The following is a 16,943-nucleotide window of genomic DNA, read 5'->3' as shown; positions in this document are numbered from 1 at the left end:
CTGCTCCTTAACTGTCACGGTAGATGGCCACCTCGGCTGCCTCGCCGACCCGTGCCACCGCCCGGTACATTCCTTCGCTATTGAACGGCAGCGCCACGTTACCTTCGCGATCGACCGCAATCAGGCCGCCGCTACCGCCCAGCTCCAGCACGCTGTCGTGAATCACATTGACGCTGGCCTGCTGAAGCGTGCGGCCGGCGTAACGCATCTGCGCTGCTACGTCGTAGGCCGCCAGGGTACGGATAAAGACTTCACCGGTGCCGGTACAGGAGACCGCCACGCTGTCGTTGCTGGCGTAGCAGCCCGCGCCCGGCAGCGGGGAATCCCCCACCCGTCCCGCCTGTTTATTGGTCATGCCGCCGGTCGAGGTCGCCGCCGCCAGATTGCCATTAAGATCGAGTGCCACGGCACCCACCGTGCCAAACTTGCGGTCCGGGTCGAGCGGATCGTCACCGCGGGCAGCGCCATCATGATCCAGCACCGCTTCATCGCTGTTTAGTGCGCGCTGCAGCTGCTCCCAGCGTTCTGCCGTCGAGAAGTAATCTGCCGCCACCGGCTGCAGGCCCTGCGCCTCGGCGAACTGCTCTGCGCCTTCGCCGATAAACAGCACGTGCGGACTCTGTTCCAGCACCGCGCGCGCCGCCAGCACCGGATTGCGAACCCGACTGACGCCCGCCACGGCACCGACGTCCAGCGTTCGGCCATCCATCACGCAGGCGTCCAGCTCATGGCTGCCCTGATGGGTAAACACCGCCCCTTTGCCAGCGTTGAACAGCGGACACTCCTCCAGCTGACGCACCGCTTCTGTTACCGCGTCGAGCGCGCTGGCACCCTGAGCCAGCATCTGCTGGCCGTGCGTCACGATATCCTGCAGGGCCTGACGATAGTGCTGCTCCTTTTCGGCGCTCATTGCTGAGCGCGTAATTGCGCCCGCTCCCCCATGAATGGCGATCACTGCTTTGACCATAACGCTCTGCCCTGTGGTTGCATCAGCACGAAAAACACTGATTTAGAATGGTTTTCATCCATTTTCGATAATTTTTGACTATAGAAAGCCTGCTAAGTGTTGTAAAGAAGAAACTGTTCCGATGGTTATAACCTTTTCACCCGGCCATATTTCACTTTAGTGGCAGGCGCACGCCAGGCGAAAAGCAGAGAAGGATACCGATGTGACTCAGCGGACAAATCCCACCATAATAAGCAGTATCTGAGATAACCCAACTGGAATAACCATGGAAAGCTTTACTGCAGGATTGATCTCCCTTGAGGAGGCACAACAAAAAATGCTGGCGCAGCTGACGCCGATCACTGACTCGCTGAGCGTCCCGCTGACCGAAGCGGCGGGGCGGATCACCGCCAGGGCCGTTACCTCGCCAATCGCGGTACCGCCGTTTGATAATTCAGCGATGGACGGGTACGCGGTGCGGCTGGCGGACGTCAGCCGCGGTGAGCCGTTGCCGGTTGCCGGTAAAGCGTTTGCCGGTGCACCATTCAGTGGTGAATGGCCGCAGGGCAGCGTGGTGCGGATCATGACTGGCGCCCCGCTGCCGCCAGGCTGTGAAGCGGTGGTGATGCAGGAGCAGACCGAAACCCGTGGCGATGCGATTGTGATTACCGCGCCGGTGCGCGCCGGACAAAATATTCGCCTGACCGGTGACGACATCCAGCCTGGCCACGTGGTGCTGGAAGCCGGCGTGCGGCTTGGCGCGGCTGAGCTGCCGCTGCTGGCTTCGCTCGGTATCGCCCAGGTTGAAATCCTGCGCAAACTGCGGGTAGCAATCTTCTCTACCGGCGACGAGCTGCAGCCGGTCGGTCAGCCGCTGGCGGCCGGACAAATTTACGATACTAACCGCTTCGCGGTGTCGCTAATGCTGCACAAACTGGGCTGCGAAGTGATCGACCTCGGCATTATTAAGGACGATCCTGTGGCGCTGCGTGCAGCGTTTGAGGAAGCCGATCGTCAGGCTGACGTGGTTATCAGTACCGGCGGCGTGTCGGTGGGCGAAGCCGATTTTACCAAAAGCATGCTGGAGCAGCTCGGTGCCATCAGCTTCTGGAAGCTGGCAATCAAACCCGGCAAGCCGTTTGCCTTTGGACGCCTCGCCAGCAGCTGGTTCTGTGGGTTGCCGGGCAACCCGGTTTCCGCTGCGGTCACCTTTTATCAGCTGGTGCAACCGCTGCTCGCCGCGTTAACCGGGCAGAAGAAAGCCGCGCTGCCGCCCCGTCAGAAAGTGCGTAGCGCGTCGCGGCTGAAAAAAACGCCGGGCCGGCTCGATTTTCAGCGTGGGGTGCTGCAACAGAATGCTGAGGGCGAACTGGAAGTGCAGACCACCGGCATGCAGGGCTCGCACGTCTTCAGCTCCTTTGCGCAGGCCAACTGCTTTATCGTGCTGGAACGCGATCGCGGCAACGTTGAGCCGGGTGAATGGGTCGAGGTAGAGGCGTTTAATGCGCTGCTGGAGGGGTAAATGCTGCCTGAGCTAACCGATGAAGAGATGCTGCGCTACAACCGGCAGATCGTGCTGCGTGGCTTCGATTTTGACCGCCAGGAACGGCTTAAAGCCAGTCAGGCGCTGATTGTCGGGTTGGGCGGGCTGGGCTGTGCCGCCGCGCCTTATCTGGCATCGGCCGGGGTCGGCAGGCTGACGCTGCTCGATTTCGACAGCGTGTCACACTCTAATCTGCAGCGGCAGATCCTGCATCATGATGCGGATATTGGCCGTGCCAAGGTTGAATCTGCCGCCCAAAGTCTGGCCGAGATCAATCCCCACTGCCAGCTGCAGCCGATCCACGGCGAGCTGGACGATGCAGCGCTGCTGGCGCTGATCGCCCAACAGCAGGTGGTGCTGGACTGTACCGATAATGTGGCAACGCGTGAGCAGCTCAACCGACTGTGTCGTCAGCAACGGGTACCGCTGGTGTCTGGCGCAGCGATTCGGATGGAAGGCCAGATCAGCGTATTTAACTGGCTGCCGGGTACGCCCTGCTATCGCTGCATCAGCCGGCTGTTTGGCGAACAAACCCTGAGCTGTGTCGAAGCGGGCGTAATGGCGCCGCTGGTCGGCGTGATTGGGGCGATGCAGGCAATGGAGGCGATTAAGCTGTTAACGGACTACGGGACGCCCGCCACCAGCCGATTGCTGATGTACGATGCGCTGAGCGCGGAGTTCCGCAGCATGAAGGTGGCGCAGGACGCGCAGTGCGAAGTATGTGGCTCGCAGCACGGATAAAAAAACGGGGTAGCCTGCGCTACCCCGTTCGCTGTCAGACGATGCCCTGACTGCGCAGGTAATCTTCGTAGTTGCCGGTGAAGTCCACCACCCGATCCGATTTGATTTCCATCACCCGGGTCGCCAGCGAGCTGACGAATTCACGGTCGTGTGAAACGAAAATCAGCGTCCCTTCATACATCTCCAGCGCCATATTGAGTGACTCAATTGACTCCATGTCGAGGTGGTTGGTCGGTTCATCCATAATCAGGATGTTCGGTTTTTCCATCATCAGCTTACCGAACAGCATGCGACCTTTTTCACCACCGGACAGCACTTTGGCCGGTTTCTTAATATCATCCTGCGAGAATAACAGGCGGCCAAGAATACTGCGCACGCTCTGCTCATCATCGCCAGCCTGTTTCCACTGGCTCATCCAGTCAAATACCGTCAGGTCATTGGCGAAATCTTCGGCGTGATCCTGCGCGTAATAACCGATACGCGCATTTTCTGACCATTTAACGCTGCCGCTGTCGGGGCTGAGTTGGCTGACCAGCGTTTTAAGCAGGGTCGATTTACCAATACCGTTGGCGCCGATCACCGCCAGTTTTTCGCCGACTTCCAGCAGCAGGTTTAAATTCTTAAACAGCGGACCGTTATCAAAACCTTTGGTTAAGCCTTCCACTTCCAGCGCATTACGGAACAATTTCTTGTCCTGCTCAAAACGGATAAACGGGTTCTGACGACTGGAGGCTTTTACTTCATCCAGTTTAATTTTATCCATCTGTTTTGCGCGCGAGGTTGCCTGACGGGATTTAGAGGCGTTGGCGCTAAAGCGGCTGACAAAAGATTGCAGGTCGGCAATCTGCGCTTTTTTCTTGGCATTATCAGCTAACAGACGTTCACGCGCCTGAGTCGCTGCGGTCATATATTCGTCATAATTGCCGGAATAGACCCGCAGCTCGCCATAATCCAAATCAGCCATGTGAGTGCAGACCATATTAAGGAAGTGACGGTCGTGCGAAATGATAATCATGGTGCTGTCGCGTTCGTTCAGCACCTGCTCCAGCCAACGGATAGTATCGATATCCAGGTTGTTGGTCGGTTCGTCCAGCAACAAAATATCAGGATTGGAGAACAGCGCCTGCGCCAGCAGGACACGCAATTTAAAGCCCGGTGCAATTTCACTCATCGGGCCATAATGCTGCTCAACCGGAATACCGACACCGAGTAATAACTCACCGGCGCGGGATTCGGCGCTGTAGCCGTCCATTTCACCGTAAACTGCTTCAAGGTCGGCAACTTTATAGCCTTCCTCTTCGCTCATTTCCGGCAAAGAATAAATACGGTCGCGTTCCTGCTTAACTTCCCATAATTCATGGTGACCCATAATCACGGTGTCCAGCACGCTATATTGTTCAAAGGCGAACTGATCCTGACGTAACTTACCGATACGCTCATTGGGATCGTAAGAGACGTTGCCGCCTGAAGGCACCAGATCGCCACCCAGAATCTTCATGAAGGTGGATTTTCCGCTGCCGTTCGCACCGATTAAACCGTAACGATTACCGCCGCCAAATTTAACGGAGATGTTCTCGAACAGTGGCTTACTGCCAAACTGCATGGTGATATTGCTGCTAACTAACACGGCATTGACCTTTGTGAAGAGAGTGGATAGAAAAACGGCAGCTATTATGCCAGATGTGACGCAGCGCACGCCAGTCTAAGCCGCGGATTGCAGTTGGGATGATTGATATCGCGGCAGAAATAAAAAAGCCGGAGGGCCATCAAGGCTCTCCGGCTCCCACTGACAAGGATTGTGTCGATCAGTCGATCAGGAAGCTGTCCAGGCTTTTACCGGCATCCAGCGCTTTTTTAATCGCTGCCGGGGTACGGCCCTGGCCAGTCCAGGATTTTTTCTCACCGTTTTCGTCGGTATAAGAATATTTAGCCGGACGCGGCGCACGCTTAGCGCGTTTTTTACCGGTTTCCAGCGCACCTAATAATTCATTAGGATCGATGCCGTCAGCCAGCAGCATTTCGCGATATTTCGACAGTTTTTCTTCTTTTTCACGATTCTGCGTCTCTTCCGCTTCCGCTTCTTCGCGGCGCTCGGTGACCACAACGTTTAATTTTTCGAGGATCTCTTCAAGATCGCTCAGTGGCAGTTCACGGGCCTGGGCACGTAATGTGCGAATATTGTTCAGAACTTTAAATGCGTCACTCATCACAATGTCCTTGTTTAAGGGGGTTAATAAAACTGTAGCGACAAGATTACCTAATTCAAATAAAAAAATAAATTATTTTTACGCTACAGATAATTCTTAGAAGTTATTTCATAAACGCCAGCTGAATTTGAACGGCTAATTCCTGACGTTTTATTAACGCTGAATTAACACTGAACGTGATGTTACTTCTGGCGCTGGAATCGATTACAGGCATCTGCTACCCGCGCAGACTGCCAGAGAAGCCGGTTAAAAACCGTCTGACACCCTGCTTTTTATTTGTGGCCAGTACAGTACAACGGCAAGATTAACCGCTCACTAAATTTAGATCTCAGTCACAATAGTTTACAGATTAAGGCTAAAAAAAAGCCACTGCCGCGCACTCAAATAGCGCAAAAGGATCACGGCAATGGTGCATTTTTTATTAATACCTGCGGAGGGTTTAAAAATTTACTCAGCCAGACGCAGGTTGTCAGATAACCCTCATGCGGCCTGCAGCAGGTTAACCGACTTAACCGGCGCATCGGGCCTATTAAACCAGCGCATCAGCAGACTGGCACCCGACGTTGATAAAGGTGACTGTGAATAAAAACAGAGAAAGTCTGCGCGGCCAGCCGGCCGTCGCTAACGCTATTTATTCTGTTCAGATAAATAATAGCCGACGCGCAACAGCGGCTAAGCTGAATAAAAACCCTGACATTTATCCTGTTTTATTTGCACCGGTTTACGGGCAGAAAAATGGAAGTGAACAGTGACTATTCAACGGGTTATCACGCAGAGAACGGCAAAGTGTGGGGGATAATAATCGCCTGAGCCAGCGGCGTTAGTGACAATAGTGCGGCGGTGGCAGCCGATTTTCTGCCACCGCCTGCCGGTTAATTTACCTCTGTCGCCGGACCAAAGACTGAATATTGCGGCAGCTCGACGTTCTGGTAGGTTTCCCAGCCGCCGCCCAGCGCTTTGTACAACGCGACTAAATCCAGTGCGCTCTGCATCCGCGCCTGGGTAGCCTGCTCTTCGGCCTGCGCCAGCTGACGCTGCGCATCCAGCACCTCGAGGAAAGTTGAGAGTCCCTGACGGTAGCTGTCACTGGCCAGATCAAAGGCGCGCTGCAGCGAACCGGTGGTCTGGTCCAGCGCGGTGACCCGCTGCTGATCGGCGCGATAGCTAACCAGCGCATTCTCCACGTCCTGTAAGGCAGTCAGCACCGTCTGACGATAGTCGAGTGCGGCACTGGCTTGCTGCGCCCGCGCCAGTTTGACGCTCGACACCAGCCGTCCGCCCTGGAAAATCGGAATCGATAATGACGGGCCGTAGCTGTAGAAGTGACTGCTCCAGTTATCGAGATAACTGACGTCAGTGTTGCGCACGCCCAGCTGGCCGGTCAGTGACAGGCTCGGGAACAGCTGCGCGACAGAAACACCAATCTCCGCCGTCTGCGCATGCAGCGTCGCTTCCGCCTGGCGGATGTCAGGACGACGTCGCGCCAGCGTAGAAGGGATTCCCACCGGGACAAACTGCGGCAGTGGCGGCAGCGCTTTCGGCGCACTCAGTTCCGCATCCAGCGAGCCCGGCGTTTTGCCCAGCAGCACCGCTAAGCCATTCATCGCCTGACGCGCCTGCGCCTGATACTGCGGCAGCTGCGCCTGCAGGCTACTGAGCTGGGCGCGGGCATTTTCCACATCGGTTAACGGTGCCAGTCCGTTACGTTGCTGGCTCTGGGTCAGTTCGGTGGTCTGCTGCGCCACATCAATCTGCTGCTGCAGCGTCTGTAGAGTACTTTGCGCGCCACGCAGTTGCAGCCAGGCACGCGCCACTTCCGCTTCCAGCGACACCAGCGCATCGTTGCGCTGCTCAATCGCCGCCTGCTGCTGGGCATTAGCAGATTCAACCTGACGGCGCACTTTGCCCCACAGGTCGAGTTCCCAGCTGGCATCGAAACTGCCCTGATAGAGGGTCACCGGCTGGGTCAGCCCATTAAGCTGGCTGGCGACGTTGCTGTCGAGCTGATCGGTGGCACCATTGGCCTTCAGCAAGCCTTCCAGCCCGAGCTGCTGGCGGTTGACTTTGGCCGAACCATTGAGGCTCGGAAACAGACCGCCTTGCGCCTGGCTCAGCTGCTCACGTGCGCCGGCAATGCGCAGCACCGCCTGTTGCAGCGTCAGGTTGCCTTCAATTGCGCGGGCGATCAGGCTGTCGAGTTGCGGATCGTTGAAGCTGCGCCACCAGCGGGAGTTGATCGCTGCACTCTGCGGCTTAGACGCTTCCTGCGAGTCCAGGCTGTTGTAGCTGCCGGGCACCGCCGGTTTCGGCGCCTGATAATCTGGCCCGACGGCACAACCGGCCAGCGAAAGGGCCAGCGTTAACAGGCTCAACGGTTTCAGGCCGCGAGAATAAATAACCTTCATGTCAGTGTGCTCCTGCACTGCCTTCGCTCTTAATCGGCGACAGCAGCCAACAAAATGGAATCAAAATCAGGGCGACAATACTCAGGCCTGAGAAGACATCGATATAAGCGAGAATGCGCGACTGGGCGATCATCTCCTGATAGAGCTGACCGCTTGCCAGGGTAATCGGATCGCCTACCGCTGAGGTAAAGTCGCGAATCGCCTGCGCCCAGTGCTGCACCGTGATGTTGAACTGCTCGTTAAGCGGCGACATGTTATGCACCATATGCGCCGAACGCACCTGCTCACGTTCGGTGATGGCAGCGGTCGACAATGAAATGCCAATCGAACCCGCGACGTTGCGGAACATGGTAAACAGCGCCGAGGCGTCAGCATTGAGCCGCTGCGGAATGGTGACGAACGCGATAGTGGTGAGCGGCACGAACAGGAAACCGAGCCCGATAGACTGCGCGCTGCGCATCAGCACCAGGGTGGTGAAATCCACATCGGGTGTCAGGGTCGATGAGTAGAGGAATGCCACCGCCAGACAGCTGAAACCAAACGCGATGATGTAGCGCGTCTGCACTATCGGCATCAGTTTCAGCACCAGCGGGATGGTCAGCACGATCAGCACCGCCCCGGGTGACAGCACCAGACCGGACCAGGTGGCGGTATAGCCCAGATCCTGCTGCGCCAGCTGCGGCAGAACCACCGAGCTGCCGTACAGGATCATTGCCATTCCGGCCATCAGCAGCCCGGCAACCCAGAAGTTGCGGTCTTTCATCACCAGAATATCGACCACCGGCTTGCGGGCATACATCAGCCAGTAAACCGCCCCGACAATCCCGATCACCGCCAGAATGGCGAACAGCACAATGAAGTGCGAGGCGAACCAGTCTTCGTCTTCACCGCGATCCAGCATCACCTGCAGACAGCCGAGCCCAAGGGTGATTAGGCTGATACCGATGTAATCGATCTTCAGTTTGCCCTTGGCCCATTTGCGCTCCCACGGCGGATCTTCCAGCAGCTGATAGATCGCCAGCACGGTGAGCACGCCAACCGGAATGTTAATAAAGAACACCCAGCGCCAGCTGTAATTATCAGTGATCCAGCCACCCAGCGTGGGTCCGATCACCGGCGCCACGATGATGGCGATGGAGGAGAGACCAAACGCCTTACCGCGATCTTCCGCCTTAAAATAGTCCAGCAGCACCGACTGCTGCACCGGCTGTAAGCCGCCACCAAAAAATCCCTGCAGCACGCGGAACAGAATAATTTGCCATAGCTCGGTGGCGATGCCGCACAGGAAAGAGCAGATGGTGAACATCACAATACAGATCAGGAAAAACTGCTTACGGCCAAACAGTCGGCTGAAAAAGGCGGAGATCGGCAGCACAATGCCGTTTGCCACCAGATAGGAAGTCAGCACCCAGGTTGACTCGTCATAACTGGAGGAGAGCGAACCGGCGATGTGCGGCAGCGCCACGTTGACAATCGTGGTGTCGAGGATCTCCATGAACACCGCCAGGGTGACCGTGACCGCGACCAGCCACGGATTGCTGGCCGGTTTCCAGCTCTGCGGAGCACTCATTCCACCGTCACCTTCGGTTCAACCGACAGGCCGAGCGGCAGCGGATGATTTGGGTCGAGACCTTTATCAATCACGATTTTGACCGGTACGCGCTGCACAATTTTGACGTAGTTTCCGGTGGCATTTTCTGATGGAAAGGTGGAGAAGCGTGAACCGGAGCCCATCTGAATACTGTCGACGTGCCCTTCCAGCTTCATATCTGGCCAGGCATCAACGGTAATCGCCACTTTGTCGCCCGGGTTCATGCGCTCAAGCTGCGACTCTTTGAAGTTGGCGGTAATCCAGATATCCGGTGACACCAGCGAGAACAGCGCAGATCCGGCCTGGACCAGCGTGCCGGGCTGCACATTACGCTTGGTGACAAAGCCGTCGTACGGAGCGCGCACCTGGGTGTAGGAGAGATTAAGATCGGCGGTGTTGAGCTGCGCTCTGGCCTGTTCAACCTGTTGCTGACGCGCTTCAACGTTGGTTTCCTGCTGGCGAATCTGTAACTGCACCTGCGACGCTACTTCCACCTGCGCTTTCGCGCTCTGCAACTGGGCCTGAGCAGAACGTAACTGCGCCGCTGCGGTGTCAATATTGCGCTGGCTGGTGGCGCGTGGATCGACGCCGCGCTGGCGACGGTAATCGGCCTGCGCGTTAAGCAGATTTGCTTCCGCTTTGGCCTGATCGGCTAACGCCTGATCGCGCTGGGCCGGATACTGTACCCGCGACAGCGCCAGTTGCGCCTGCGCCTGGTGCAGCTGCGCGACCGCCAGGCCGAGTTGAGCTTTGGCCTGATCGCGCTGCGCCTGATTGTCGCTGGGATCGATTTCAACCAGCAGATCGCCCTTCTTCACTCGCTGGTTATCTTTAACCAGCAGCTTAACCACATAACCGGAAGCCTTCGGGGCAATCGTCACCGCATCGCCTTCGGTAAAGGCGTCATCGGTGGTCTCCTGGTTACGGGTTGAGAACCAGAACCAGAATCCGACAATCAGCATCACCACCACCACAACGGCCAGAATGATCAACGGCTTTTTACCGGGGCGTTTGCGTTCGGGCTGCTGGTCATTATCCTGATTATCATCAGGCTGACTGTTCTTATCCGGCGCATTCTCTGCGTCCTGCTGGTGTGGATCGCGTTGGTTGTTCTCGCTCATAGTTCCCATCACTGGCTAAGGCCCTAATTCCCGGGCATAAAAGGTCCCGTTAACCTTAGATCGAAAATTGACAAAATCCAGCATAACTTTACTTAAGCTGAGGAAAGGCGCACATCCTGCTACCTGGGATCGGCAGCAGGATGGAGGGGGAGTTATTTGAGCAGCTGCAGCAACAGCCAGCCGCTGGCCATTGACCAGCCGAGCAGGGGCAGAGAGAAGAGATGGAAACGCCACCAGACCGCACGATCCTGCGCCATTCGTAAAGCGATCAGGTTGGCGAGCGAGCCGGGCAACAGGCCGAAGCCACCGATATTCACCGCCCAGGCGAGCACCTCAGACGGCGGAACTTTTTGCAGCAGCAGAATCGTCGCCGGCACGTTGCTGATCACCTGTGACAGTCCAATCGCCAGCAGGTAAAGCTGTCCCTGACCGAAATGAGTGATCGCATCAAAGTGCGCCTGCATTACCGGCAGGCGCGTCAGCAGCCAGACGTCGATAAACATGGCGATAAACACCGTCAGCAAACTCCAGTCGATGCGCAGTAACACCGGGCGCGCTATCAGCAGGAAGCTGGCGATGATCAACAGCAGCACCCAGCCGGTCAGCTGCCACTCCAGCCCGGCGATAAACAGCAGATAGAGCAGCACGCTGACCACAAACAGCGGCTTCTGCCACTGCGGCTGTTGCGGATTGTCGTGCTTCTCAATGGTGCGCTTCGAAAAGCTAAACCAGGTTAACACCACCAGGCTGAGCAGCAGCCAGACCGCGAGAGGCAGCATCTGCACGATAAAGCCCGCCACGCTGAGCGAGCCGTGACTCCATAACAGAATGTTTTGCGGATTGCCGACCGGTGTCAGCAGCGATCCGGCGTTAACCGCCAGCGCTTCAAAGATAATTAGCCGGGAGATCGGTAAGCGCGAAAACTTACGCAACGTCAGGGTCAGCGGCACCAGAATGAACAGCGCCACATCATTGGTCAGAAAAGTTGAAAGCAGCGCTGCCGCCAGCACCATAAACAGCGCCAGCGCGCGTTCATGCCGAAAGCGAGCGATGAGCCGCCCACCCAGCACATCAAAATAACCGCTGGTTTCCAGACCTTTGGTCAGGATCAGCAACCCGGTGAGAGTAATAATGGTGTGCCAGTCCACCGCACCCGGCAGATCCGGCCAGCGAAAGTCAGCCAGAAATGCCAGAACCACACCAATAACGACGAGTAAATGCAAAATCGAGTCATGCAAAAAAGATCGAAACAGCTGCGGCATGATGGCGTTGAGCCTTAAAAGTTAACGGGTTTCACAGAATTTCTGGAAGACGGCCAGGGTTTCATCACTGACGTGATGCTCAATACCTTCAGAATCACGGCGGGCGGTTTCCGGACTGATTCCCAATGCCAGCAGGAAAGTTTCAACGATGTGATGACGGGCACGGCTCTCCTCAGCCAGCTTCTCTCCTTCGCCGGTGAGAAAGACGCCGCGATAAGGCACCTGCTCAACCAGCCCGGCGCTGCCGAGACGTTTCAGCATTTTTGCCACCGTTGGCTGGGAAACGCCCAATCGCGCCGCCATATCAACCTGACGCGCTTCGCCAAATTCACCAATCAAATCAGAGATTAACTCAACGTAGTCATCAATTAATTCACGACGATGCGCTTCGCGCACCTGCCGAAAACCCTCGACATGCTCTTCAATATCTTTCAGTGGTCCTTGCGGGGCAGAAACCACGCTTTTGGCACGACGACTCATTCAGCTTCCTCTTTATTATGTCCGTACTGTCACTGCCGTACGGATGTAGCTGGGCTCATTGTAAACCAGGTGCAAAGAAGCTCAAATTTTTCGTCATTAGCCTTGGCTAAATGATATAGCCAATGCTATATTTGTTGATAATGTAAGCAGCCGATGGTGAAGATCATGATCGATCCCTATCTGTTACTGTTGTTGTTTATGGGTTACGTCGCCGGACTCTGCTTACTTTTACATCGATACTGATTGGGAGGTGATTCTATGAGCACCCTGAAATGCTGTTTAGACTGCAGCAAATGCTTCCAGGCTGAAAAGAGAACAACCACGGAGATGAAATCCTGGCTGTGCCTGCTGACGCGTTCCCCATTCACACTGCGTCTGATGTTGATTGAAAAATTACTCGGCAAAAAGCCTGAAGATCGTCGCTGTCAGAATCTGATCTGGCGCGGATAATTCTTCACCGGCCGGTTTACAGCGCCTTTCAGTGAATCACTGGAGGGCCACTTCCCTTCCCCCTCATGGATTGCTCCACTCAGGTAATGTACCTCTCAGATAATACTCACCGCAGCTTATCTTAACCTCCGTTGTGATGCGCTTCAGCGTGCGTTCGCTTAGAAGCACCTTCTCTGCCCGTCATCGTCGCGTCGTTGAGTGCTATTGAGGTGAGATAACCTGCATCCAGACCCTTTTGCTGGCTGATCTGCTGGCACATCACGTCACATCGGGCCAGATTTGCCCTGTGGCGTTGCGCCAGTGCCGCTCATCGCTCACCGCGTTAAACGGGCAGAACGCCCCTCTTCGGCGAAGAATGCTGGAAAGCGCGCAATAAAAAACGGCCCATAAAGGGCCGTTTTTTGGCAGGTCGTCTAAGCTAAACTTAGAAGCTGTAACCTACGCCAGCAATCCAGGTGCCAACGTCAACGTTACGGATGCGGCTCTGCTCGTAGCCCACGTCCAGTGCAACGTTTTCGATTGGGTTGAACTGCATACCAGCGCCGTATGAGAAACCTACGTCGCTGCTATCAGATTTGTCACGTGAAGCGGTGTCGTTCTGCTGGAATTTACCATAGCCGATACCCACAACACCGTAGATGCTTGCCCAGTCGTTCAGACGGTAAGCAGGACCACCAGTGATGCCGTAGTATTGACCTTTGTTGTAAAAGCCATCTTCGGTACGATCTTTTTCGGTGTAGGTGAATGAGCCAATCCAACCCAGTGGGTTTGAACCGTCTTCATAGCGGTATTTCAGGTTGAAGCCGTTAGCTTTGTTAGCCACGCCCTGGTAATCGCTCTGAGCGTAACCACCAGTCACGGTGCTCTGTGCCATTGCTGAACCTGCAGATACTGCCAGTACACAGGCTAATGCTGAAAGACATGCAATTTTTTTCATAACCACCTCAAATGTGAAAATACTTCTCTCCTGACAACGCTGAAAATATAACAAAAAATAGCGAGAAACTCTGCCCGCATTTTGTTGTCTAACAGAATGTTTGGTGTAACAGAAAGTTAATGCAACATCCTATGTCATTCATTTTTCTTATAAAAACCGTCATCCTGCTGCAATAATTTTTTTTTCATCTTTTCGGTCTTTAAGTTAAATCCTAAAAAATCCTGACGTTTCTTTACCAAAATGGCCCTGAATCTGGCCAGAATTTGTGCAGTTAACGCAAATTTAAACGCCACTCTGTCATTTTTTTGTTCACCATTTCCTTTACACTGACTGACTCACCGCGCTTATGACCAGGAAATGTATACAGGATGTCTGCCTCTTCAGTTCAAAAAAGCCTTGCGCCCGTCTTATTACCGATCGCCGTGCTGCTGATAGCGATGTTATCGCTGCAGGGCGGCGCCTCTCTGGCTAAAACCCTGTTCCCGAGCGTCGGCGCAACCGGCATTACTGCCCTGCGTCTCGGCTTCGGCACTCTGATTCTCTGCCTGATCTTCAAGCCATGGCGCTTACGCTTCAGCCGCGAACAGCGTATGCCGCTGTTGATGTACGGGCTGGCGCTCGGCGCGATGAATTTTATGTTCTATCTGGCTATTCGTACCGTGCCGCTCGGCGTGGCGGTAGCACTGGAGTTTACCGGTCCGCTGGCGCTGGCGCTATTCGGATCGCGCCGCCTGCTCGATTTTGTCTGGGTACTGCTGGCAGTGGTGGGATTAGCTTTTCTGCTGCCGTTCGGGGCGGGCATGGTATCTATCGACCCGCTGGGTGCCGCGCTGGCGGTGGGCGCAGGTGCCTGCTGGGCGATCTATATTCTGGCTGGCCAGCGTGCGGGAGCAGAACACGGCCCTGCCACGGTGGCGATTGGCTCGCTGATCGCATCGATTATTTTTGTTCCGCTCGGCCTGACGTTTGCCGAAAGCGGCATCTGGCACTGGGGTGTGCTGCCAGTGGCGCTGTTGGTGGCATTACTCTCCAGCGCGATCCCCTATTCCCTTGAGATGATCGCCCTGACGCGCTTACCGGCGCGCATCTTTGGCACGCTGATGAGCCTGGAGCCGGCGATGGCGGCTTTTTCCGGCATGCTGTTTCTCGGCGAAACGCTGACGCCGCTGCAGTGGCTGGCGCTGCTGGCAATCATCATTGCTTCAGCGGGCTCCACCCTCACCATGAAGCCTAAAAAGACTCAGCTAAGCGAAGTGGAAATTAACAGCAGCGGAACTAAATAAGCGATTAACAGGATTTTTCTCATCCGCTTAAATAACAATCACAATCAACCTGATAATTATTCTTAACTAAATCAACCTACTGACTTTCGTATTTTGAAACAGTCGCTTATCTGTTATTTACATAAGAATTTAACCTATTGATTTAGAATGGTTTTAACCAGAAATTTTATTTTAACATGGCATTAACTTTTGCTTGAAAGCGCTGCCAGCGTTGAAGATATGCGCTATTTCAGCCATCGACACAGCCGTTAATGCAAAGCTGAAAACCGCTGCTATACTTATCCGGTACTTGATTAGGACAACCATCAAAGAGAGGACTGAAACGATGAGTACCGCTAAATTGGTTAAAACTAAATCTTCCGACCTGATTTACACCCGTAACGATGTGGCAGATGATGAGAAAAAAGCCACCATTGAGGTGTTGAACCGTCTGGTTGTCGAATTTATCGATCTGTCTTTGATCACCAAACAGGCCCACTGGAACATGCGTGGGGCTAATTTCATTGGTGTTCACGAAATGCTGGACGGCTTCCGTACTGCCATTACCGATCATCAGGACACCATCGCTGAGCGCGTTGTCCAGCTGGGTGGCGTTGCGCTGGGTACCGCGCAGGTAGTTAATGATAAAACCCCACTGAAAAGCTATCCGCTTAACATCCATAGCGTGCAGGACCACCTGAAAGCGCTGGCCGATCGTTACAGCGTTGTCGCTAACGACACCCGTAAAGCGATTTCAGAAGTTAAAGATGAAGATACTGCTGACATCTTTACTGCTGCTTCACGTGACCTGGATAAATTCCTGTGGTTTATCGAAGCCAACATTGAATAACAGCCATTGATTCATCAATGAGACAAAAACGGCGGGGAGACCCGCCTTTTTTACGTCTGTAATAGCGCAATTTTATGACCCTGTTAACAGTTCTTCCCTCCTTCGCTTCACAGCCTTAACAACTGAGGCACACTACCGATTGCACCAAAACAGCAACTTGCACCAATTAGGGTCACCAAAATGGTGCATAGGCAGATATTCCTGCAAAATCGTGTCAGCTGGGTTATTTAACCCACTGATTTGGTGTATTTTGCAAAGTTGGCATAATTCTTTCATATGACAAGCCGCAAACACAGGCCCTGCCGCCTGGTAGTAATAAGGAAAAATGATGAAGTCACTGTTAAAAGTTTCTGTGGCCGCGCTGGCGCTGGCCTTCTCCCTCTCTTCCACTGCAGCAGAAAAGAAACTGGTGGTTGCCACTGACACCGCCTTCGTTCCTTTTGAGTTCAAACAGGGCGACAAATATGTCGGCTTCGACGTTGATCTGTGGGACGCAATTGCTAAACAACTGAAACTCGATTACACCCTCAAGCCGATGGATTTCAGCGGCATTATCCCGGCACTGCAGACCCGCAACGTCGATCTGGCGCTGGCAGGGATTACCATTACCGAAGAGCGTAAAAAGGCTATCGAGTTTTCTGATGGCTATTACAAAAGCGGCCTGCTGGTGATGGTGCGTAACAATGAGAACGACATCAAAGGCATCAGCGATCTCAGCGGTAAAGTGGTCGCCGTGAAAAGCGGCACCGGCTCGGTTGATTACGCCAAAGCCAACATTAAAACCAAAGACCTGCGTCAGTTCCCGAACATCGACAACGCCTACATGGAACTTGGTACCAACCGCGCTGACGCGGTCCTGCACGATACGCCAAACATCCTCTACTTCATCAATACCGCCGGTAAAGGCCGCTTCAAAGCGGTAGGCGAGTCAATTGAAGCGCAGCAGTACGGCATCGCCTTCCCGAAAGGCAGCGACGATTTACGTGAAAAAGTGAACGGCGCGCTGAAAACTATCAAAGAGAACGGCACCTACAATCAGCTGTATAAAAAATGGTTCGGTACCGAACCTAAATAACAATTTGCAGCCGCGTTAACTTTCAGCAGGGAAGCTTTTCCCTGCTTTTTTCCATCGCAACATATCTGGAGTC

The 16,943-nt window shown here is 54.6% G+C and carries 15 protein-coding genes; 6 read left to right on the top strand and 9 right to left on the bottom strand.

What is annotated here, in order from left to right; all coding sequences use genetic code 11:
- Positions 1-7 precede the first annotated feature (7 nt).
- Positions 8-967 carry an isoaspartyl peptidase/L-asparaginase family protein gene (locus AC6I8D_RS06240; protein WP_497819803.1) on the bottom strand — a complete coding sequence of 320 codons (960 nt, stop codon included), beginning with the start codon at positions 965-967 and terminating at the stop codon, positions 8-10.
- A 265-nt stretch (positions 968-1,232) separates the two neighbouring features.
- Between AC6I8D_RS06240 and moeA the strand changes: the two genes are divergently transcribed.
- Both moeA and moeB read left to right on the top strand, forming a co-directional pair.
- Positions 1,233-2,468, top strand: coding sequence for a molybdopterin molybdotransferase MoeA (gene moeA / locus AC6I8D_RS06235; protein ID WP_312052829.1), 1,236 nt, complete (start codon positions 1,233-1,235; stop codon positions 2,466-2,468).
- Positions 2,469-3,230, top strand: a complete 762-nt coding sequence (gene moeB / locus AC6I8D_RS06230) for a molybdopterin-synthase adenylyltransferase MoeB (RefSeq protein ID WP_312052831.1) — start codon at positions 2,469-2,471, stop codon at positions 3,228-3,230.
- 34 nt (positions 3,231-3,264) lie between these two features.
- Here moeB and AC6I8D_RS06225 read toward each other — a convergent pair whose 3' ends face one another.
- The 7 genes from AC6I8D_RS06225 to mntR all read right to left on the bottom strand — a co-directional run bounded on the left by AC6I8D_RS06225 (position 3,265) and on the right by mntR (position 12,296).
- Positions 3,265-4,857: an ABC-F family ATPase gene (locus AC6I8D_RS06225; RefSeq protein WP_312052832.1), complete on the bottom strand. Its 1,593-nt coding sequence runs from the start codon at positions 4,855-4,857 to the stop codon at positions 3,265-3,267.
- 178 nt (positions 4,858-5,035) lie between these two features.
- Positions 5,036-5,437 carry an H-NS family histone-like protein gene (locus tag AC6I8D_RS06220; RefSeq protein ID WP_031377023.1) on the bottom strand — a complete coding sequence of 134 codons (402 nt, stop codon included), beginning with the start codon at positions 5,435-5,437 and terminating at the stop codon, positions 5,036-5,038.
- Between the two features lie 872 nt (positions 5,438-6,309).
- A complete protein-coding gene (locus AC6I8D_RS06215; RefSeq protein ID WP_312756406.1) occupies positions 6,310-7,842 on the bottom strand; it encodes an efflux transporter outer membrane subunit in 1,533 nt (510 codons plus the stop codon).
- A gap of 1 nt (position 7,843) precedes the next feature.
- Positions 7,844-9,412 (bottom strand): DHA2 family efflux MFS transporter permease subunit, encoded by a 1,569-nt coding sequence (locus AC6I8D_RS06210; protein WP_312052834.1) that lies wholly within the window; start codon positions 9,410-9,412, stop codon positions 7,844-7,846.
- A complete protein-coding gene (locus AC6I8D_RS06205) occupies positions 9,409-10,554 on the bottom strand; it encodes an HlyD family secretion protein (protein ID WP_312756404.1) in 1,146 nt (381 codons plus the stop codon). The genes AC6I8D_RS06210 and AC6I8D_RS06205 overlap by 4 nt, the downstream gene beginning before the upstream one ends.
- Before the next feature lie 152 nt (positions 10,555-10,706).
- Complete coding sequence (locus AC6I8D_RS06200) at positions 10,707-11,816, bottom strand: SLC13 family permease (protein WP_497819802.1); 1,110 nt, start codon at positions 11,814-11,816, stop codon at positions 10,707-10,709.
- Between the two features lie 21 nt (positions 11,817-11,837).
- Positions 11,838-12,296 (bottom strand): manganese-binding transcriptional regulator MntR, encoded by a 459-nt coding sequence (gene mntR / locus AC6I8D_RS06195; RefSeq protein ID WP_312052837.1) that lies wholly within the window; start codon positions 12,294-12,296, stop codon positions 11,838-11,840.
- Positions 12,297-12,554: 258 nt separating this feature from the next.
- Here mntR and AC6I8D_RS06190 point away from each other — a divergent pair, with 258 nt between their 5' ends.
- Positions 12,555-12,746: a hypothetical protein gene (locus tag AC6I8D_RS06190; RefSeq protein ID WP_031377027.1), complete on the top strand. Its 192-nt coding sequence runs from the start codon at positions 12,555-12,557 to the stop codon at positions 12,744-12,746.
- 424 nt (positions 12,747-13,170) lie between these two features.
- On the opposite strand, the gene ompX is transcribed toward AC6I8D_RS06190, so the two are convergent.
- Complete coding sequence (gene ompX, locus AC6I8D_RS06185) at positions 13,171-13,683, bottom strand: outer membrane protein OmpX (RefSeq protein ID WP_031377028.1); 513 nt, start codon at positions 13,681-13,683, stop codon at positions 13,171-13,173.
- A 368-nt stretch (positions 13,684-14,051) separates the two neighbouring features.
- On the opposite strand from ompX, the gene rhtA reads away from it, so the two are divergent.
- The 3 genes from rhtA to glnH all read left to right on the top strand — a co-directional run bounded on the left by rhtA (position 14,052) and on the right by glnH (position 16,870).
- Complete coding sequence (gene rhtA / locus AC6I8D_RS06180) at positions 14,052-14,966, top strand: threonine/homoserine exporter RhtA (RefSeq protein ID WP_497819801.1); 915 nt, start codon at positions 14,052-14,054, stop codon at positions 14,964-14,966.
- Between the two features lie 325 nt (positions 14,967-15,291).
- Positions 15,292-15,795: a DNA starvation/stationary phase protection protein Dps gene (gene dps, locus AC6I8D_RS06175; RefSeq protein WP_312052842.1), complete on the top strand. Its 504-nt coding sequence runs from the start codon at positions 15,292-15,294 to the stop codon at positions 15,793-15,795.
- Between the two features lie 328 nt (positions 15,796-16,123).
- Positions 16,124-16,870, top strand: a complete 747-nt coding sequence (gene glnH / locus AC6I8D_RS06170) for a glutamine ABC transporter substrate-binding protein GlnH (RefSeq protein ID WP_031377031.1) — start codon at positions 16,124-16,126, stop codon at positions 16,868-16,870.
- Positions 16,871-16,943 lie beyond the last annotated feature (73 nt).

The sequence above is a fragment of the Pantoea sp. X-Soil-MYKO-1785 genome (assembly GCF_059730675.1).
This window is presented reverse-complemented; position numbering and strand designations above follow the sequence as displayed.